The organism is Stieleria marina (genome assembly GCA_007741555.1).
Taxonomy (GTDB): Bacteria; Planctomycetota; Planctomycetia; order Pirellulales; family Pirellulaceae; genus K23-9.
Genome location: CP036526.1, coordinates 5,692,788 through 5,707,702, shown reverse-complemented (window position 1 = coordinate 5,707,702; position 14,915 = coordinate 5,692,788). Strand labels below are relative to the sequence as shown.

The following is a 14,915-nucleotide window of genomic DNA, read 5'->3' as shown; positions in this document are numbered from 1 at the left end:
AAGAACGAATGGCTGAATCACAACCCGTCAACCACGGTGCGTTTGTCATCTCATTGGACTTCGAGTTGCACTGGGGTTTGCGAGACGTCTTGGAGTGGGATAGTCCAGAAGCCCAAAAACTCAATTCTGTCTGGGCAATTGTGCCTCGACTCCTTCAGCTTTTTGACAGATTTGAAATTGCGGCAACATGGGCGGTCGTGGGAATGCTGTTTGCGGAAGGACGTCAGGAGCTAGAGGAGTCATTTCCGAGTGTTCAGCCTCAATACAAAGAACCAGAACTGTCTCCCTATGGCCAGCGAGTGGGGGATTCGCACGTGGACGACCCCTTGCACTACGGCCTTCCATTGATTCGCCAGATTCAAAATTTCGCTTCGCAAGAAATCGCCTCCCATACATACTCGCACTACCTGTGCCTTGAGCCTGGGCAGTCCGGTGAGGCATTTCAGGCAGACCTTGAGGCAGGCGGGAGACTGGCGGAAAGCAAAGGCGTGTTGATGAGTTCGATTGTGTTCCCACGGAACCAGCATAATTCTGGCTATGACGATCTGCTGGTTGCAAACGGTATCACGAACTTTCGCGGAAACCCAAACACTTGGCTGTTTCGCAATATGGCTTCCGACCACAAACAGCTAGTCAAAAGGTTGTTTCGATTGCTAGATGCGTACTGTTTTTTCGGTAATTCGTACGCTACGAAATGGAGCGAAATTGGCACTGATAGCGGTCTGTTTAACGTTCCTGGCAGCATCTTCCTCCGGCCCTATACGGAGTCGCGCAAGCAAGTCCATCGTCTACATGTCCAGCGAATTAAACGTGCCATGACATATGCCGCCAAGAAGAAGAGAGTCTTTCATTTGTGGTGGCACCCCCACAATTTTTCAGACTGCACCGAGCAAAATTTTAAAGTCCTGGCAGAGATACTTGAGCACTTTCGCATGCTCAACCGGAAATTCGGGATGCGATCTCAAAACATGCAGCAGGTTGCTGCTGCAGCCAAGGATAAATAATGGCCGTTGAGTGTGACATCGTTCTTCTGTGTGGTGACGGCGAGAGTAGTCGCGCTGTTTATCACGCACTCGCAGGTAAGTTTGGCAGTATGTCTGTGGTGATGGAGCAGGGTCCGTCACGAATGAAAATGTACCGAAGGCGTTGCAAGACGCTTGGCTGGCGGGTTGTCTTTGGCCAACTCTGTTTCTTACTGGGCATTGTGCCCTGGATGAAGCGATGTAGTTTTAAGCGTTCGCGTGAATTGCAAGATTTGTACCAACTTGACATAACAAGTATTCCAACAGAATCTGTCGACCGTGTGGCGTCAGTCAATGCGGAAGATTGCCGCCAATTGCTCGCTCGGCTTCAGCCAAAGGTAGTTGTTGTCAATGGAACTCGCATCATTGGCAAGAAAACGCTTGGCTGCTGCGATGCAACTTTTATCAATACGCATCATGGGATAACACCAACCTATCGAGGTGTGCACGGTGGCTACTGGGCCTTGGCAGAAGGCAAGCCTGAAGATGTCGGGTCGACTATCCATCTTGTCGACGAAGGCATCGATACGGGGGGGGCAATTCGTTACGTCCACTTTGAGATCGCGCCCAACGATAATTTCACGACGTATCCTATTCACCACATCGGCACGGCGATTCCAAAGATTGCCGAGACCGTGCAAGCGATTCTTGCTGGCCAGGAGCTTCCCCGAGAGGATTCGTCTGGCAGACGCACTTGTTTGCGAAGTCACCCCACCGTTTTTCAGTACCTGTATTACAGATTCAGTAAAAGCGTAAAGTAACTTTGCGAACTGCTGCGTTTAGAGAGTTGGTATGCGAACCAATGAATATGCAGCAACTGCATATTGGTGATCAGTGTTTGGATGGGTGCTGCGCTGGGGCCGTCGTTTTTAAAATCGCATCAGTCCGAGAGTTGTAAAAAGAACATGTGCGGCATTTCAGGCATCTATCAAGCAACTACACCTGCATCTTTGCGTTCTAACTGCCAGCGGATGATAGGAGCGATATCCCATCGCGGTCCAGACGATAACGCGACATGGCAATCAGACGACGTAAACCTTGCACTGGGTCATGCCAGGTTGGCGATACTTGACCTTTCGCCCAATGGACTCCAGCCAATGCACAGCAATGGCGGTCGCTTCACAATCACATTCAATGGAGAAATCTACAACTTTCGAGAGATTCGTTCGGCTCTAGAGTCTTTAGGTCACGGTTTTAAATCAGATTGTGATACCGAAGTTATCTTGGCGGCTGTGGAGCAGTGGGGGCTTACAGAGGCGGTGGAACGGCTACATGGAATGTTTGCCTTTGGACTGTACGATCAGCGCCTACAGACTTTGCAACTTGTTCGTGACCGAGTCGGAATCAAGCCGTTGTATTATGGATGGAATGATGAAGGCTTCATGTTTGCCTCCGAATTGCATGCCATGCGGACGATCCAAAATTGGCAGCCGACTATCAATCGCGATGCATTATGCATGTTCATGCGTTACGGCTATGTACCCACGCCGTATTCCATCTATGAAAATGTCTACAAGTTGATTCCTGGGTCTGTGCTGACGCTTACGAAGGACGAATTACGCTCGCCAGCAGGCGGTTTTTCTCCTTTTGCAACGGATTCGTCTTCCTCTCCATCCAAGTATTGGAGTGTCGAGGACGTCTATGAATCGGGCGGAAGTAACCTCTTTCAAGGGACACTTGCCGATGCCGTTGCCGAGTGTGAAAACGTGTTGTCGGACGCCATTGAAGCGAGGATGGTTGCTGATGTCCCGCTGGGGGCTTTCTTGTCGGGTGGCATTGATTCAAGCACCATCGTGACGTTGATGCAGGAAAAATCCTCCCGGCCTGTAAAGACATTTACGATTGGCATTAAGGATCATGCATACGATGAATCAAGTGATGCAAAGAAGCTGGCTGATTTTCTTGGTACCGACCATACTGAGCATTTCGTTTCCGCAAGCGACGCGTTGGATGTCGTACCGAATCTACAGCAGTACTATGACGAGCCTTTCGCAGACAGTTCGCAAATTCCCACTTATCTGCTGTCCAAAATTACGAGAGAGCATGTCACGGTGGCGCTTTCGGGCGATGGAGGTGATGAGGTGTTTGGTGGTTACAACAGATATATTCATGCACCAAAGATCTTGGATCGTTTGAACTGGGTTCCCAACTTGATGCGACAGGGGCTTGCGGGAGCGCTGCTCCATGGGCCATGGAGTCTATATGGGGCGGGATTGAAATTGCTCTCGCCTGTTCTGCCAGAATCGATGAATGACCGATGGCTTGAAATCACGATCCCTAAATTTGCGGACTTGCTGAGTTCACGGTCCCAAAGGGAGTTTTACGATCGCGTAACATTGCTTTGGCCAACCGATGCGCTGGTATTGAATGGACATCGCACGCAAACTCGTTTGACGGATGTCGATGGACTGAAGTTCGCTGCGGGTTCGTCCGAAATGCGGTGCAGGGATCTGCTGAGTTACCACCCTGATGACATACTCACTAAAGTCGATCGAGCCAGCATGGCAGTAAGCCTGGAAGCGCGTGTCCCCTTTGTCGATCACAAGGTGCTCGAGTTTGCGACGCGTTTGCCAGAATCGTTCTTGACTGGAAATGGAAAAGGGAAAGTCGTCCTGCGCGAGTTGCTCAAATCCAAGCTTCCCGATTCATTCACTTTTGGTAAGAACAAACGTGGTTTCAGTATTCCTTTGGCTGATTGGTTGCGAGGGCCCTTGAAAGAATGGGCGGCAGCTCTGTTAGATCGCCAGAAAATCGAGTCACAAGGATTCCTGAACGCAGACCTAGTCCAACGAACCTGGGACGAGCATCAATCTGGCACGAAAGAGTACGCATACCGGCTTTGGAACGTACTGATGTTTCAAGCTTTTTTAGAAGCCCATCACTCATAATTAGTTAGCGATGGTTTCGTAGCATCGCTATCAGGATCCAATCACCAGGAAAGCCAAAAATGATCGAATACAGTCGCTCGCCAGAGAGTTCACAGAAGATTCACGACAAGGAAGTTGCTGTCTTTTCCTTGGGTGAAAATCTTGATCCTCGCACCGTGGAGTCATTTGGGGAAGAGTGGGAACACTTTTCCGAGTTTGACGAGAAGGACCTTGGCGTGATTGGGCCAATGTACTTTTCAATTCTGTTGCCTTATCTGAACAAAGAAGTAAATCTGCTCGATGCAGGCTGCGGAACAGGGCGATGGTCGAAATACTTGTCCACGAAGGTCGGGTGGATCGAGGCGATTGACCCTAGTTCTGCTGTTCAGGCAGCTGGAAAATTGCTGGAAGACTCTCCGAATGTGCGCATCACAAGAGCGGGGATCGGTGACATTCCGTTTGAGGACGAAACGTTTGATGTGGTCATCAGTGTTGGCGTCTTGCATCACATGCCTGACACCTTCGAGGGGATCGCACGCTGTGCGGAGAAGTTAAAGCCGGGCGGACGTTTGTTCGTGTATCTCTATTACTCCTGTGATAATCGTGGGACGTTGTTTCGTCTTTGTTTCAAAGCAAGCAACGTTCTAAGGAGAGTCGTCGCTGCGTTGCCTTCGGTGCTAAAGCAGATCGTCTGTGACATCCTTGCCGTCACGGTCTATCTTCCTCTTGTTGCCCTGGCAAGAGTTATTCGATGGTTTTCACCCAAGTCAGAAATGTTCAGATTGATTCCTCTATCGGCCTACTACGACAAGAGCTTTTGGGTGATTAGGAATGACAGCCGCGATCGATTTGGTACTCCGCTGGAACAGCGATTTTCCAAGGTCGAGATTGAGGCAATGCTAACGAAAGCCGGACTGACGAACGTCGAGTTTTCCGATCATGTTCCGTTCTGGTGCGCCGTAGCAATGAAGCCAACAGGTTCATAGTAATGCAGATCAAACCAATCAGTTCGAGTCGTAAGTGAATCCTCGCAAAGGCATTATCGTATTGGGTGCCTACCCAATTTCTGTCGTCACATTTCGTGGGGATTTGATTCGAGATCTGTTGGATACGGGGAGTCCCGTCACGGTGATGACGGCAGCAGCGTCACCGGAAGTGCAAGCGGAGATCGAGCAGACCGGAGCGACGTTTCGTCCCTATCCCATTCAGCGAAATGGGATGAACCCGAAGAGTGATTTGGCGACGATGCTGAGTCTTCGAAGTGTCTTCGGAGAGCTGAAGCCCGATGTGATTTTGGCGTATACGATCAAGCCGATTATCTGGGGCGGGATCGCGGCCAGACGCTCTAAGAATACCCGTTTCTTTGCATTGGTTACTGGGCTGGGATACGCCTTTCAGGGTGAGAGTTTAAAACGACGGGTGTTAAACGCGGTGGTCGTGCGGTTGTACCGATTTGCACTCGGGCACGCCGAAGCGGTCATCTTTCAGAATGCCGATAACCGTGACCTGTTTGTTGCCATGCGGATCGTGCCGGAAAGTAAATGCCATGTGGTTAGCGGTTCAGGTATCAATACTTCCTTCTTTTCAACACAGCCGTTCTCGACAGGTGATCCTCGATTTCTATTGATCGCTCGACTTCTGGGCGAAAAGGGGATTCGCGAGTATGTGGCTGCAGCGGAGATTGTCAAAAAGAAGTACCCAGCAGCAATCTTTGATTTGGTTGGGCCAGAGGATCCATCGCCGGATGGGATTCCGTATCAGGAAGTCCGGCAGTGGCATGAGGGGGGGGCGATCTGGTACCATGGGGCGGCAACCGATGTTCGTCCCTTCGTCTGCGATTGCCATGTGTATGTGCTGCCGTCCTACCATGAAGGGATGCCAAGAACTGTCTTGGAGGCGATGTCGATGGGGCGACCGATCTTAACGACCGACGTGGTTGGCTGTCGGGAGACTGTCGTGCCTGGCCGAAATGGTTGGCTAGTTCCTAAGGCCGATGCGGAAGCGTTGGCGGAGCGAATGATCTGGTTCATCGAACACCGCGATCAATGGGCTGAGATGGGAGCCGAGAGTCGGCGACTGGCTGAAGACCGGTTTGACGTGCGAAAAGTGAATGCGGAAATGTTAAGAATCATGGGAATTCAGTCAGCAAGCTAGCCGCGCGAGATGAATGTGAGCCCTCGCTTTTTAAAATCGTCTGCTATCTTCCACTCGATGACACCGGCCATCTATCTCACACGATTAAGTATGAGTGACAAACTATTAAGACTGTTCAACGGAATCAGGAGTGACGCGGGCGCCGCTGAACTTGATTCGATTGACGATGATGCAAAGCTCCGAGATGACCTGGGCTTTGATTCGTTGGAACTGGCTGTGTTGGCCGTCAAGATTGAGGCAGAGTTCGGCGTGGACGTGTTTGAACAAGGCATTGTTTTGACGGTCGGCGAACTGCGTGGGCGGATCAATGAATGACAAGCCGTTCTTTGTTGATCCGGTCGGCGGTCGTGCAGTCACGTATGCGGATTTTGGCCGAGATGTTAAAGACACGACGATTGGTTCTGACGATTTCACGCCGAAAGGTTGTTATGAGTTGTTCAAGGTGTTGTTGGCAGCAATTCTCTCGGGCAGCAGTCTAAGAATCATCGCTGGGCCGTTGGGAGAAAAGGTTAGTGAGGACGTGGAACGCGAATTCCATTTGGCTCAGTCCAAAAATTCCGGCTCCGAAGTTCGGTCTGTTGGCAAACGAGAAGTCCAGGCGGCGCAGCAGGAGAAGCAATCGGGGATGATTTCAGAATCGCGTGGTGGAAGCAGGGGCCCTGTCTCCAACCCGTTAGTTGCAGATGATTTATTGAATGCGATCAAGCAGTCAGTCTGTCGGATCGGTGTGCAGACATCTGGGACCACCGCAGAACCAAAAATAGTCCAGCACGGTGCTGAGTCACTGGTGCGGACGGTACGGTCGGGGCCGTCGCACGCAGATGACGTCTGGGGATTTGCTTTCCATCCGGCGCACTTCGCAGGCATTCAGGTTTTTCTACAAGCACTCTGCAATCGTAACACGATTGTGAAACTATTTGGCTTGGACGTTTCTGTGGCACATCGAGCAATCGATAGCTATCAGATCACTCATTTGAGTGCGACCCCCACCTATCTACGGCTTTTGTGCGGTCAGTCATCGGCTGACACCAGTCAGGGAGCAAACGCTCCCATTCATCAGCGGGTTCACCCACATGTTCGTCGAGTGACGATGGGTGGCGAGACTGCTGATGATCATCTCCTGCAGCAGATATCTAAAACGTTTCCCAATGCTAAAACGACAAATATCTATGCGTCCACGGAAGCAGGGGCGCTGTTGTATTCGGGCGATGGTCAGTTTGAAATTCCGGAATCGCTTCGAGGTCGCGTTAAGATCATTGATGGTCAGTTAGCAGTGCATCGCTCGCTGCTGGCGGAATCGTTTTGTGCAAATATCGACGAGGAGTTTTTTCTGACCGGCGACTTTGTTGAGAATCAGTCTGAGGATTCGCAAAAATTCAGTATCAAGTCTCGTGATTCAAATGTGATCAATGTTGGCGGCTACAAAGTGAACTGCCAGAAAGTCGAATCGCTAATCGAGCAGATGCCGGAAGTTGTTCAGGCGAGAGTTTTTGGTAAGTCAAATTCGGTTACCGGAGAATTGGTCTGCTGTGAAGTGTTTGCAACCGCGGGCTCTTGCGTCAGTGTGAAGTTGATTCGAGACCGGCTGGGAGATGTGTTGAATGACTACGAATTGCCGCGGATTGTAAATCTGGTCGATTTAATTCAAACAACATTGACCGGTAAAAAAGTCCGCTGATCATGAATCTCTTGCTAACTGGCGGATCGCGAGGACTGGGGCTCCAAATAGCGGAGCATCAGCTTTCCCTCGGCCATCAGGTGTATGTCGTTAGCCGAAACGTTACGAAAGAACTCGATTCGCTACTGCGAAAATTTCCTGAGCGGGCCTGCTTTATCGATTGTGACTTGGCTGACACCGGCCAGATCAAGAAACGAGTGTTCGATGATCAAATTGGCAAAGAAACGCCGCTACATGGCCTGATCAGTAACGCTGCGACAGCTTACGATGACTTGCTGACGAATCTTCAGCCCGAACCCCTTCATTCAATGTTTCAAACCAACGTTTACGCTCCGATGTTTCTGACAAAGTACGTTGTTCGCAACATGCTGTTGCATGAGGTTGCCGGTTCGATTGTGCATATCTCGTCGATCAGCGCTCATACCGGATACAAGGGGCTTGCGATGTACGCCGCCACCAAGGGAGCGATCGAGAGTTTCTCCAAGAACACTGCTCGGGAATGGGGATCAAAAGGAATTCGATCAAACTGTGTGGTGGCTGGGTTTATGGAAACCGAGATGTCTTCTTCGTTGAGTAATGAACAGCGCGACCGGATCCACAAGCGCACAGCGTTGAAACGTCCGACTTCCCTAGTTTCCGTCGCTTCGACTGTTGAATACTTGCTCTCTGACGGCAGCCAGTCGGTGACTGGGCAGAACCTGTTTGTCGATTCGGGAACGATTTGAACATGGCATCTATGTTGGTTGTATTTGGAGACCGAACAGCATTTGAGGTCCATGAAGCTGCGTGCCTGGGCTACGCTGACCAATTTGAACGAATTGAACGAATCTATTTCGAGGAAGAGAGTTTTAAACTTCGATACCTGCCGGAGTTTACCGAGACAGGTGCTAAGGTTTACTTTAATGTTGGTGTATCAGATCAACGCGTCAAATCGCAAATCGCGAAACGCTGCTTAGAAGAAGGGTGGAGTCCATTTTCTGTTGTCCATCCAGTCGCCGTCGTTAGTCCTTCTGCTATTCTTGGGGAAGGTGTATTCGTAGGTCCGTTGGCGGTCATTTCCTCGAATGCAAAGATTGGCGATCATTCAATCGTTCACATTCATGCATCGGTTGGGCACGATGTCGTGATGGGGCAATACAGTTCTATTTTGCCGGGAGCACGCGTGAGCGGTTCGGTCGAGTTGGGCGATCGGGTTTTAATCGGCAGCAATGCGTTTGTTGCGGCAGGCATCAACATTGGCGATGACAGTCAGGTGGACGCACTGACCTATGTAAGGCGGGATGTTTCCACGAATCAGATTGTTTCTTTGCGTGCTGCTGGCCCAATGCCTCGTGTCAACTTTTAAGCGTTACCTGAAATGACATCGATCGAACGGTTAAGCAGCGAGACAATTGCTGCGATTGAAAATGCGATTGGACCGCAACAAGAGTACGTGCTATTGCACAGGCCGTATCTTCCGCCCAACGCCTGGAAGTACACCAAGGAGTGCCTAGACACTGGTTGGGTATCCTCTGCAGGTTCGTTCGTTACACGATTCGAGGAAAAGTTGGCGAAAGCCACCGGTTGCCAACGGGCTGTCGCAACCGTCAATGGCACGGCGGCACTGGAGGTCTGCTTTCACATCACAGGCGTAAGGGAAGGTGATGAAGTCATTTGTCCATCGCTTTCGTTTGTCGCTACTGCGAATGCCATTTCGCATTGCCAAGCGGTCCCACACTTTGTTGACGTTTCAGAATCGCGTTTGTCGATCTGCCCTGACGCGTTGAGATCGAGACTGTCCAAGGTCGCGAAGTCTGGAGCCGACGGAACAGTTAATCGAGAAACGGGGCGACGTATCTCAGCAATATGTTTGATGCATTGTTTCGGGCATCCGGGCGAATTGGACGACATCGTTGAGATTTGCAAGAAGTATGATATTCCCTTCATTGAAGATGCCGCTGAATCACTAGGGTCTTACTACCAAGGTAAACATACCGGTAGGTTCGGTAAGGTGTCGGCGGTCAGTTTCAACGGTAACAAGATCATTACGACGGGCGGCGGCGGCGCTATCTTGACTGACGACCATGAATTGGCTGATCGGGCAAAGCATCTCACAACGACAGCCAAAGTTCCGCACAAGTGGGAGTTTCGCCACGACGAAATTGCTTGGAATTTTCGTATGCCCAACGTTAACGCTGCGCTAGGGGCGGCGCAGCTGGAAGTATTGCCCAAGTTATTGAATGCGAAACGAGAGCTTGCTGGTCTCTATGCAGAACAGTTTTCGCAAGTGGATGGCGTGCAGATGCTGGCTGAGCCTGCCGACTGTCGCAGTAACCATTGGCTCAACTGCCTAATGCTTGATCCAAATCATGGATCAGCACGCGATTCTCTGCTGGAAAGTCTGAACAGAGCTGGCTATCAGTGTCGACCTGTTTGGCAGCCAATGCACCAACTAGATATGTACAGCGGGTGTCCGCGCGGTCCAGTGGACCAGACGGAATCGATCAGCCGGCGGGCGATCAATATCCCCAGTTCCGCTGACTTGGCTCCTGGTTGGCTTGCGGAGGCTGCCGAATGAAGCGTCCGATTGTGGTCATTGGGTTTGGTGGGCATGGCCGCGTTGTTAGCGCTTGCTTAATTGCTTGCGGACACGATGTTGTTGCCGCCACAGATCTTCATCCTGAGGATCATGCAGACAACAGGATGGGGATAAGAGTTCTATCCGACGAGGCGATGTTGTCCGAGTTTGCGTCGGATCAAGTGTTGCTTGCCTCCGGAGTCGGTTCGGTGATGCCGGTGGATGTAGCGAGTCCGCGTTGTACAATCGTCGATCGATTCAAACAAATTGGCTATCGTTTTGTGGGCTTTCGGCACCCCACTTCATGGGTTGCACCTGATGCTGATATATCGGAAACCGCGCAGATTCACGCTGGCGCTATCATTCAGCCAGGAACCGTGGTCGGCGACTTCGCGATTTTGAATACGTGTTGTTCTGTAGACCATGACTGTGTGATTGATGACTATTGCCATGTCGGCCCCGGTGTGACAGTCTCCGGGAATGTTCGAGTTGGGCGAGGTAGTCACTTGGGTACAGGAGCGAATTTGATCCAAGGATTGGACCTGGGCAGTCATTGTTTTGTCGCTGCCGGTGCAACCGTCGTTCGTAACATCAGCGCCGGTGAATTTGTACGTGGAGTGCCGGCACGAAAGTTCATGCCGCGTTAGTTGCTAAACCAAAACATCAAACTGTATAACTGGGAAATAGAACGTTGAGACAAGCCGAATCGTTGCTGGAGATGATTGGTCGTGCTGTACCTCTCTTTGTGGAGGATCTGCAGAAACACGGCGATGCCTTGAGTGAGCATATTGCGCAAAGCCGTTTTCTGGTGGTTGGCGGGGCGGGATCAATCGGTGGAGCCGTTGTACGCCAGTTATTTGCGAACAATCCACGTGCTCTGCATGTAATCGATACATCGGAAAACAATCTGGCGGAACTTGTCCGCGACCTTCGATCATCGATCGGATACACAGATGGAGAATTCCATGCGTACTGCTTTGATGTCCTGGGCCCGGAATTCGACGCCTTTGCTCACAATGCACTTAAGCAGAGCGAACCATACGATTACGTTTTAAACTTTTCTGCACTGAAGCATGTTCGTAGCGAGAAAGATCCGTTCACATTGATGCGTTTGATCGATGTGAACATCTTTTTGACTAAAAAACTGCTGGGTTTTTCACGCGAAGCAGGTGCCAAGAAATTCTTCTGTGTTTCGACCGACAAGGCAGCCAACCCCGTCAATATGATGGGGGCTTCCAAGCGAATCATGGAAATGTTTTTGCTGGGAGAAAAATCGGAGACAGCTGTTTCGACGGCGAGATTTGCGAACGTCGCTTTCTCCGACGGGTCACTGCCCTTTGCGTGGACGCAACGTTTACAAAAACGCCAGCCGATTGCCGCCCCTGACGATATACGAAGGTACTTTGTGACGGGAGACGAAGGCGCGCAGCTTTGTCTTTTTTCGATTCTTCAGGGAAGAGATCGGGAGATCTATTTCCCGAAACTTAGCCCCAAGCTTCATTTGATCACGTTTTCGGCCATGGCCCAACGCTATCTGAACCGAATGGGTTACGAACCTGTTTTGTGCGAAACGGAGGAGGAGGCGCGTAGCGGCGTGGAAGAGTTGATTCACGTCAAAAAGTGGCCCTGCTATTTCTTCAAAACCGACACGACGGGTGAAAAAGACTTTGAAGAGTTCTATACCGATGGCGAGACGGTGGATTGGGATCGATACGAAGAACTGGGGGTCGTTCAAAACGAGGCGTTTGCTGACAGCCAGCAACTATCTGAATTCGAAGACGCGATTCAATCCTTGAAACGCGCCAATGAGTGGACCAAGGAGGACTTGCTGGCCATTTTCTCTAAACTGTTGCCAACGTTTGCTCATAAAGAAACCGGCAAGACTCTGGATAATCGGATGTAATTGATGATCAAACGAGCCATGGATTTTTTTGTCTCCGCATGCGTACTGCTGATTGTTGCTGCGCCACTAAGCGTGATCATCGTTATTCTAAAACTAACGGGCGAACACGAGGCGTTCTACTTTCAAGACCGTGTGGGGCTCAGTGGAAAAATTATCAAGGTCACCAAGCTGGTTACGATGGTCAAGAATAGTGCAAGCATGGGGACGCAGGACATTACACTGCGGAACGACCCGCGTGTGCTGCCGGTCGGGAAGTTGTTGCGTAAAACAAAGCTCAACGAGATCCCCCAGTTCTGGGATGTTCTTGTAGGGAAACTTTCTCTAGTAGGTTGGCGGCCCCTGATGCCTGAGGGTTTTGCCGACTACTCCGAAGACATTCAGCGAAGAATCGTGACTGTCAAGCCAGGAATTACTGGACTTGGGTCACTCTTTTTCCGTGATGAAGAATCAATTATCACGGCTGCTGCGACAGATGGGCGTGATCTCCGAAATTGCTATCGGAATGACATCATGCCGTACAAAGGTGCCTTAGAAATGTGGTACGTCGATCACGGCAGCTTAGTGGTTGACATCAAAATCATGATCGCAACTGCGATTGCAGTTGCCATGCCAAGTTGGAAGGGGTTTCACCGGTGGTTCGCGGGGTTGCCCGTCCCTAAGTCGGACATCGTCCGGCGGCAATTAGGATTTGAGTAGCGATTTCGCTGGCACAAATGGAAGACATGCGAGTCTTGAGACTCGCTAAAACAAGTGTAAGAAGGACTCCTCGAGCGTACTCGAGACTCTCAAGAAGGTTTTTTCGAGACGCATAGGCGGTCTCGCATTTCCTCATGTGCTTTTTGTCACCTTTATTCTTTTGCGAAACGACATGACGGAATTGAAAGATACATCTGGGCATCAACAGGCCGAACCTTCACGCGGTTTATTTGACCGCTGGGCAATGTTTTGGCTGTTTCTAGTCATGACTTCGTTGCCCATGTTGTATCCCTACTTCGCTGAGTTGTGGACGCAAGAACACTACCGATACTTCCCCTTCTGTCTTATCGCAGTGGGGTACCTTATCTATCAGCGTTGGGATCGGGAGTTTCATCCGCCGCGATCCTGGTTTGCTTGGGGCGTGATTGCAGTTGGGCTACTTTCCAATGTACTTGCGGCGTTAATGGTGTACCCGCTGTTTGCGGCATTCGGATTTGCGATGATTGTCACATGCTGCCTGTCAGCGATGAAAGGTCCCGCAGACCGAAGCCTTCTTGGAATCGCGGTGACTCTTTGGATGGTTGTGCAACTGCCTCTACGTGCCGATCGCACGCTCGTTGCAGAGCTTCAAAGCATTACGACTCGGCTGTCTAGCGTTGTGCTGGATTTTGCAGGGGTGACTCACGCTGTCTCGGGCAATGTGATCAAGTTGGCAGATCGAGAGCTGTTTGTTGCAGAGGCGTGCAGCGGGATTCAATCCGTTTTTACACTGATGTTCATTGCTTGCCTGATTGTGAGTGTTTTTCGTATCCGGCTTTGGCTACTGCCTATTTATCTAGCGACGGCCGCATTACTGGCGATAGCTGCCAACACCCTACGTGTGACTATGATTGCCGAAGCGTATGCATTGCTCGACATTGACCTCGCGACAGGCTGGCCTCACGAATTAGTCGGCTACCTTTGTCTCGCAATCGCAATTGCGATGTTGCTGTCATTCCACCGTCTTGCGGTAATTCTGTTTCACGACTTTGATTTGGAGCGAGAGTCTAACGAGCCAAATCCTTTTATCGGTTTGTGGCGTTTTGTGATTAAAACTAGTGATACAGGGCAAGCTGCTATAAACTATGGTGACGAGGTGACACCGAAGATTCCGTTAAGGATTGCCGGTCTGATTTCTGTTCAGGCGACATTTGCTGCTCTTGCTGTATGTATCACTTGTTTTTCGACGTTCATCGTCGTTGGGTCTGAGCGGCAAACAATATCTGTGGGGGAAGATGGGATTCTGTTCGATCCACCCGGAAATCTGCTCAGCGGAAATTATGAAATGCTACGGGTCGTTAGGCATTTCAGCGAGAGAGATGGTGATGATGCTCGGCTGGGGAAAAACGCTGATGTTTGGGTATGCGACATTGAAGGGCAAACCGCAGAAGCTCAAGTTGCACTGAGCCAGTCATACCATGGTTGGAAAGAACTCTGTGAATGCTATGAAGTCAGGAGCTGGGAATTGGTTGACAGAGTTGTTCGAAAGTCGTTAGCAGTAAGCGGCACACAGAGTGGTAAGAATAGTTTTGTACGAGGGCGGTTTAGATCTCCAGAAGGGCACCAAGGTTACTTGCTTTTCTCGGCAATTCGCCCCGACGGATCGATCATGCCTGCGATTACTGAGTTCGGTGTCTTGGGAAACCGATTTGCCAAGCGATTCGAAAGAAGCGGAGTGTGGTTTCGAGAAGACGTCATGATGCTTCAAATTTGGCTGGTGACCAACCAAAAACTGTCCTCCGACCATGTGAGTCGATTAGAGTCTGATTTTTTGCGGATAAGAGACCAATTAGTGCAACGCATTCGAACGACGACTCCGGATACGATCGATTAACCGCTGATCGTTGCCACGGCTGTCTAGGGTGGATTTCGCCGGTGTTGCACTGAACGCGCTGTAGGATCGAAATGTGAATCTCGAGCGTCATTTTGCGACTTTGGGTCGCCTTTTTGCTCTTGGTTGTTCAGTTGTCAATCTTGTTCCGATTCAAGCATGGTCTTA

General features: G+C 50.5%; 14 protein-coding genes. All 14 read left to right on the top strand.

What is annotated here, in order from left to right:
* Window positions 1-8: 8 nt before the first annotated feature.
* Window positions 9-1,004, top strand: a complete 996-nt coding sequence (locus K239x_RS20175) for a polysaccharide deacetylase family protein (RefSeq protein ID WP_145420036.1) — start codon at window positions 9-11, stop codon at window positions 1,002-1,004.
* Window positions 1,004-1,783: a formyl transferase gene (locus K239x_RS20170; RefSeq protein WP_145420034.1), complete on the top strand. Its 780-nt coding sequence runs from the start codon at window positions 1,004-1,006 to the stop codon at window positions 1,781-1,783. Before K239x_RS20175 ends, K239x_RS20170 begins: the two co-directional genes overlap by 1 nt.
* An 81-nt stretch (window positions 1,784-1,864) precedes the next feature.
* On the top strand, window positions 1,865-3,910 hold the full coding sequence (asnB, locus tag K239x_RS20165; protein WP_145420032.1) for an asparagine synthase (glutamine-hydrolyzing): 2,046 nt from the start codon (window positions 1,865-1,867) through the stop codon (window positions 3,908-3,910).
* 59 nt (window positions 3,911-3,969) lie between these two features.
* Window positions 3,970-4,875, top strand: a complete 906-nt coding sequence (locus K239x_RS20160; protein ID WP_145420029.1) for a class I SAM-dependent methyltransferase — start codon at window positions 3,970-3,972, stop codon at window positions 4,873-4,875.
* Between the two features lie 34 nt (window positions 4,876-4,909).
* Window positions 4,910-6,043, top strand: a complete 1,134-nt coding sequence (locus K239x_RS20155) for a glycosyltransferase family 4 protein (protein ID WP_145420027.1) — start codon at window positions 4,910-4,912, stop codon at window positions 6,041-6,043.
* A 90-nt stretch (window positions 6,044-6,133) separates the two neighbouring features.
* A complete protein-coding gene (locus K239x_RS20150) occupies window positions 6,134-6,358 on the top strand; it encodes an acyl carrier protein (protein ID WP_145420025.1) in 225 nt (74 codons plus the stop codon).
* Window positions 6,351-7,721 carry an AMP-binding protein gene (locus tag K239x_RS20145; protein ID WP_145420024.1) on the top strand — a complete coding sequence of 457 codons (1,371 nt, stop codon included), beginning with the start codon at window positions 6,351-6,353 and terminating at the stop codon, window positions 7,719-7,721. The genes K239x_RS20150 and K239x_RS20145 overlap by 8 nt, the downstream gene beginning before the upstream one ends.
* A 2-nt stretch (window positions 7,722-7,723) precedes the next feature.
* Window positions 7,724-8,446: an SDR family NAD(P)-dependent oxidoreductase gene (locus tag K239x_RS20140; protein WP_145420022.1), complete on the top strand. Its 723-nt coding sequence runs from the start codon at window positions 7,724-7,726 to the stop codon at window positions 8,444-8,446.
* 2 nt (window positions 8,447-8,448) lie between these two features.
* A complete protein-coding gene (locus K239x_RS20135; RefSeq protein ID WP_145420020.1) occupies window positions 8,449-9,066 on the top strand; it encodes an acetyltransferase in 618 nt (205 codons plus the stop codon).
* 12 nt (window positions 9,067-9,078) lie between these two features.
* Window positions 9,079-10,278, top strand: coding sequence for a LegC family aminotransferase (locus K239x_RS20130; RefSeq protein ID WP_145420018.1), 1,200 nt, complete (start codon window positions 9,079-9,081; stop codon window positions 10,276-10,278).
* The gene (locus K239x_RS20125; protein WP_145420016.1) at window positions 10,275-10,925 is read left to right on the top strand and encodes an acetyltransferase; all 651 of its coding nucleotides are present in this window, start codon (window positions 10,275-10,277) and stop codon (window positions 10,923-10,925) included. The genes K239x_RS20130 and K239x_RS20125 overlap by 4 nt, the downstream gene beginning before the upstream one ends.
* A 44-nt stretch (window positions 10,926-10,969) precedes the next feature.
* Window positions 10,970-12,181 (top strand): UDP-N-acetylglucosamine 4,6-dehydratase, encoded by a 1,212-nt coding sequence (locus K239x_RS20120; RefSeq protein ID WP_473163544.1) that lies wholly within the window; start codon window positions 10,970-10,972, stop codon window positions 12,179-12,181.
* A gap of 3 nt (window positions 12,182-12,184) precedes the next feature.
* The gene (locus K239x_RS20115; protein ID WP_145420014.1) at window positions 12,185-12,877 is read left to right on the top strand and encodes a sugar transferase; all 693 of its coding nucleotides are present in this window, start codon (window positions 12,185-12,187) and stop codon (window positions 12,875-12,877) included.
* Window positions 12,878-13,049: 172 nt separating this feature from the next.
* Window positions 13,050-14,750, top strand: a complete 1,701-nt coding sequence (gene xrtU, locus K239x_RS20110) for an exosortase U (protein ID WP_145420012.1) — start codon at window positions 13,050-13,052, stop codon at window positions 14,748-14,750.
* The last annotated feature ends 165 nt before the right edge of the window (window positions 14,751-14,915 follow it).

Bases quoted from the DNA above. Each gene is read 5' to 3' on its own strand.
- K239x_RS20175 (WP_145420036.1), top strand. From the start codon at position 9: ATGGCTGAATCACAACCCGTCAACCACGGTGCGTTTGTCATCTCATTG.
- K239x_RS20170 (WP_145420034.1), top strand. From the start codon at position 1,004: ATGGCCGTTGAGTGTGACATCGTTCTTCTGTGTGGTGACGGCGAGAGT.
- asnB (WP_145420032.1), top strand. From the start codon at position 1,865: ATGGGTGCTGCGCTGGGGCCGTCGTTTTTAAAATCGCATCAGTCCGAG.
- K239x_RS20160 (WP_145420029.1), top strand. From the start codon at position 3,970: ATGATCGAATACAGTCGCTCGCCAGAGAGTTCACAGAAGATTCACGAC.
- K239x_RS20150 (WP_145420025.1), top strand. From the start codon at position 6,134: ATGAGTGACAAACTATTAAGACTGTTCAACGGAATCAGGAGTGACGCG.
- K239x_RS20145 (WP_145420024.1), top strand. From the start codon at position 6,351: ATGAATGACAAGCCGTTCTTTGTTGATCCGGTCGGCGGTCGTGCAGTC.
- K239x_RS20140 (WP_145420022.1), top strand. From the start codon at position 7,724: ATGAATCTCTTGCTAACTGGCGGATCGCGAGGACTGGGGCTCCAAATA.
- K239x_RS20135 (WP_145420020.1), top strand. From the start codon at position 8,449: ATGGCATCTATGTTGGTTGTATTTGGAGACCGAACAGCATTTGAGGTC.
- K239x_RS20130 (WP_145420018.1), top strand. From the start codon at position 9,079: ATGACATCGATCGAACGGTTAAGCAGCGAGACAATTGCTGCGATTGAA.
- K239x_RS20125 (WP_145420016.1), top strand. From the start codon at position 10,275: ATGAAGCGTCCGATTGTGGTCATTGGGTTTGGTGGGCATGGCCGCGTT.
- K239x_RS20115 (WP_145420014.1), top strand. From the start codon at position 12,185: ATGATCAAACGAGCCATGGATTTTTTTGTCTCCGCATGCGTACTGCTG.
- xrtU (WP_145420012.1), top strand. From the start codon at position 13,050: ATGACGGAATTGAAAGATACATCTGGGCATCAACAGGCCGAACCTTCA.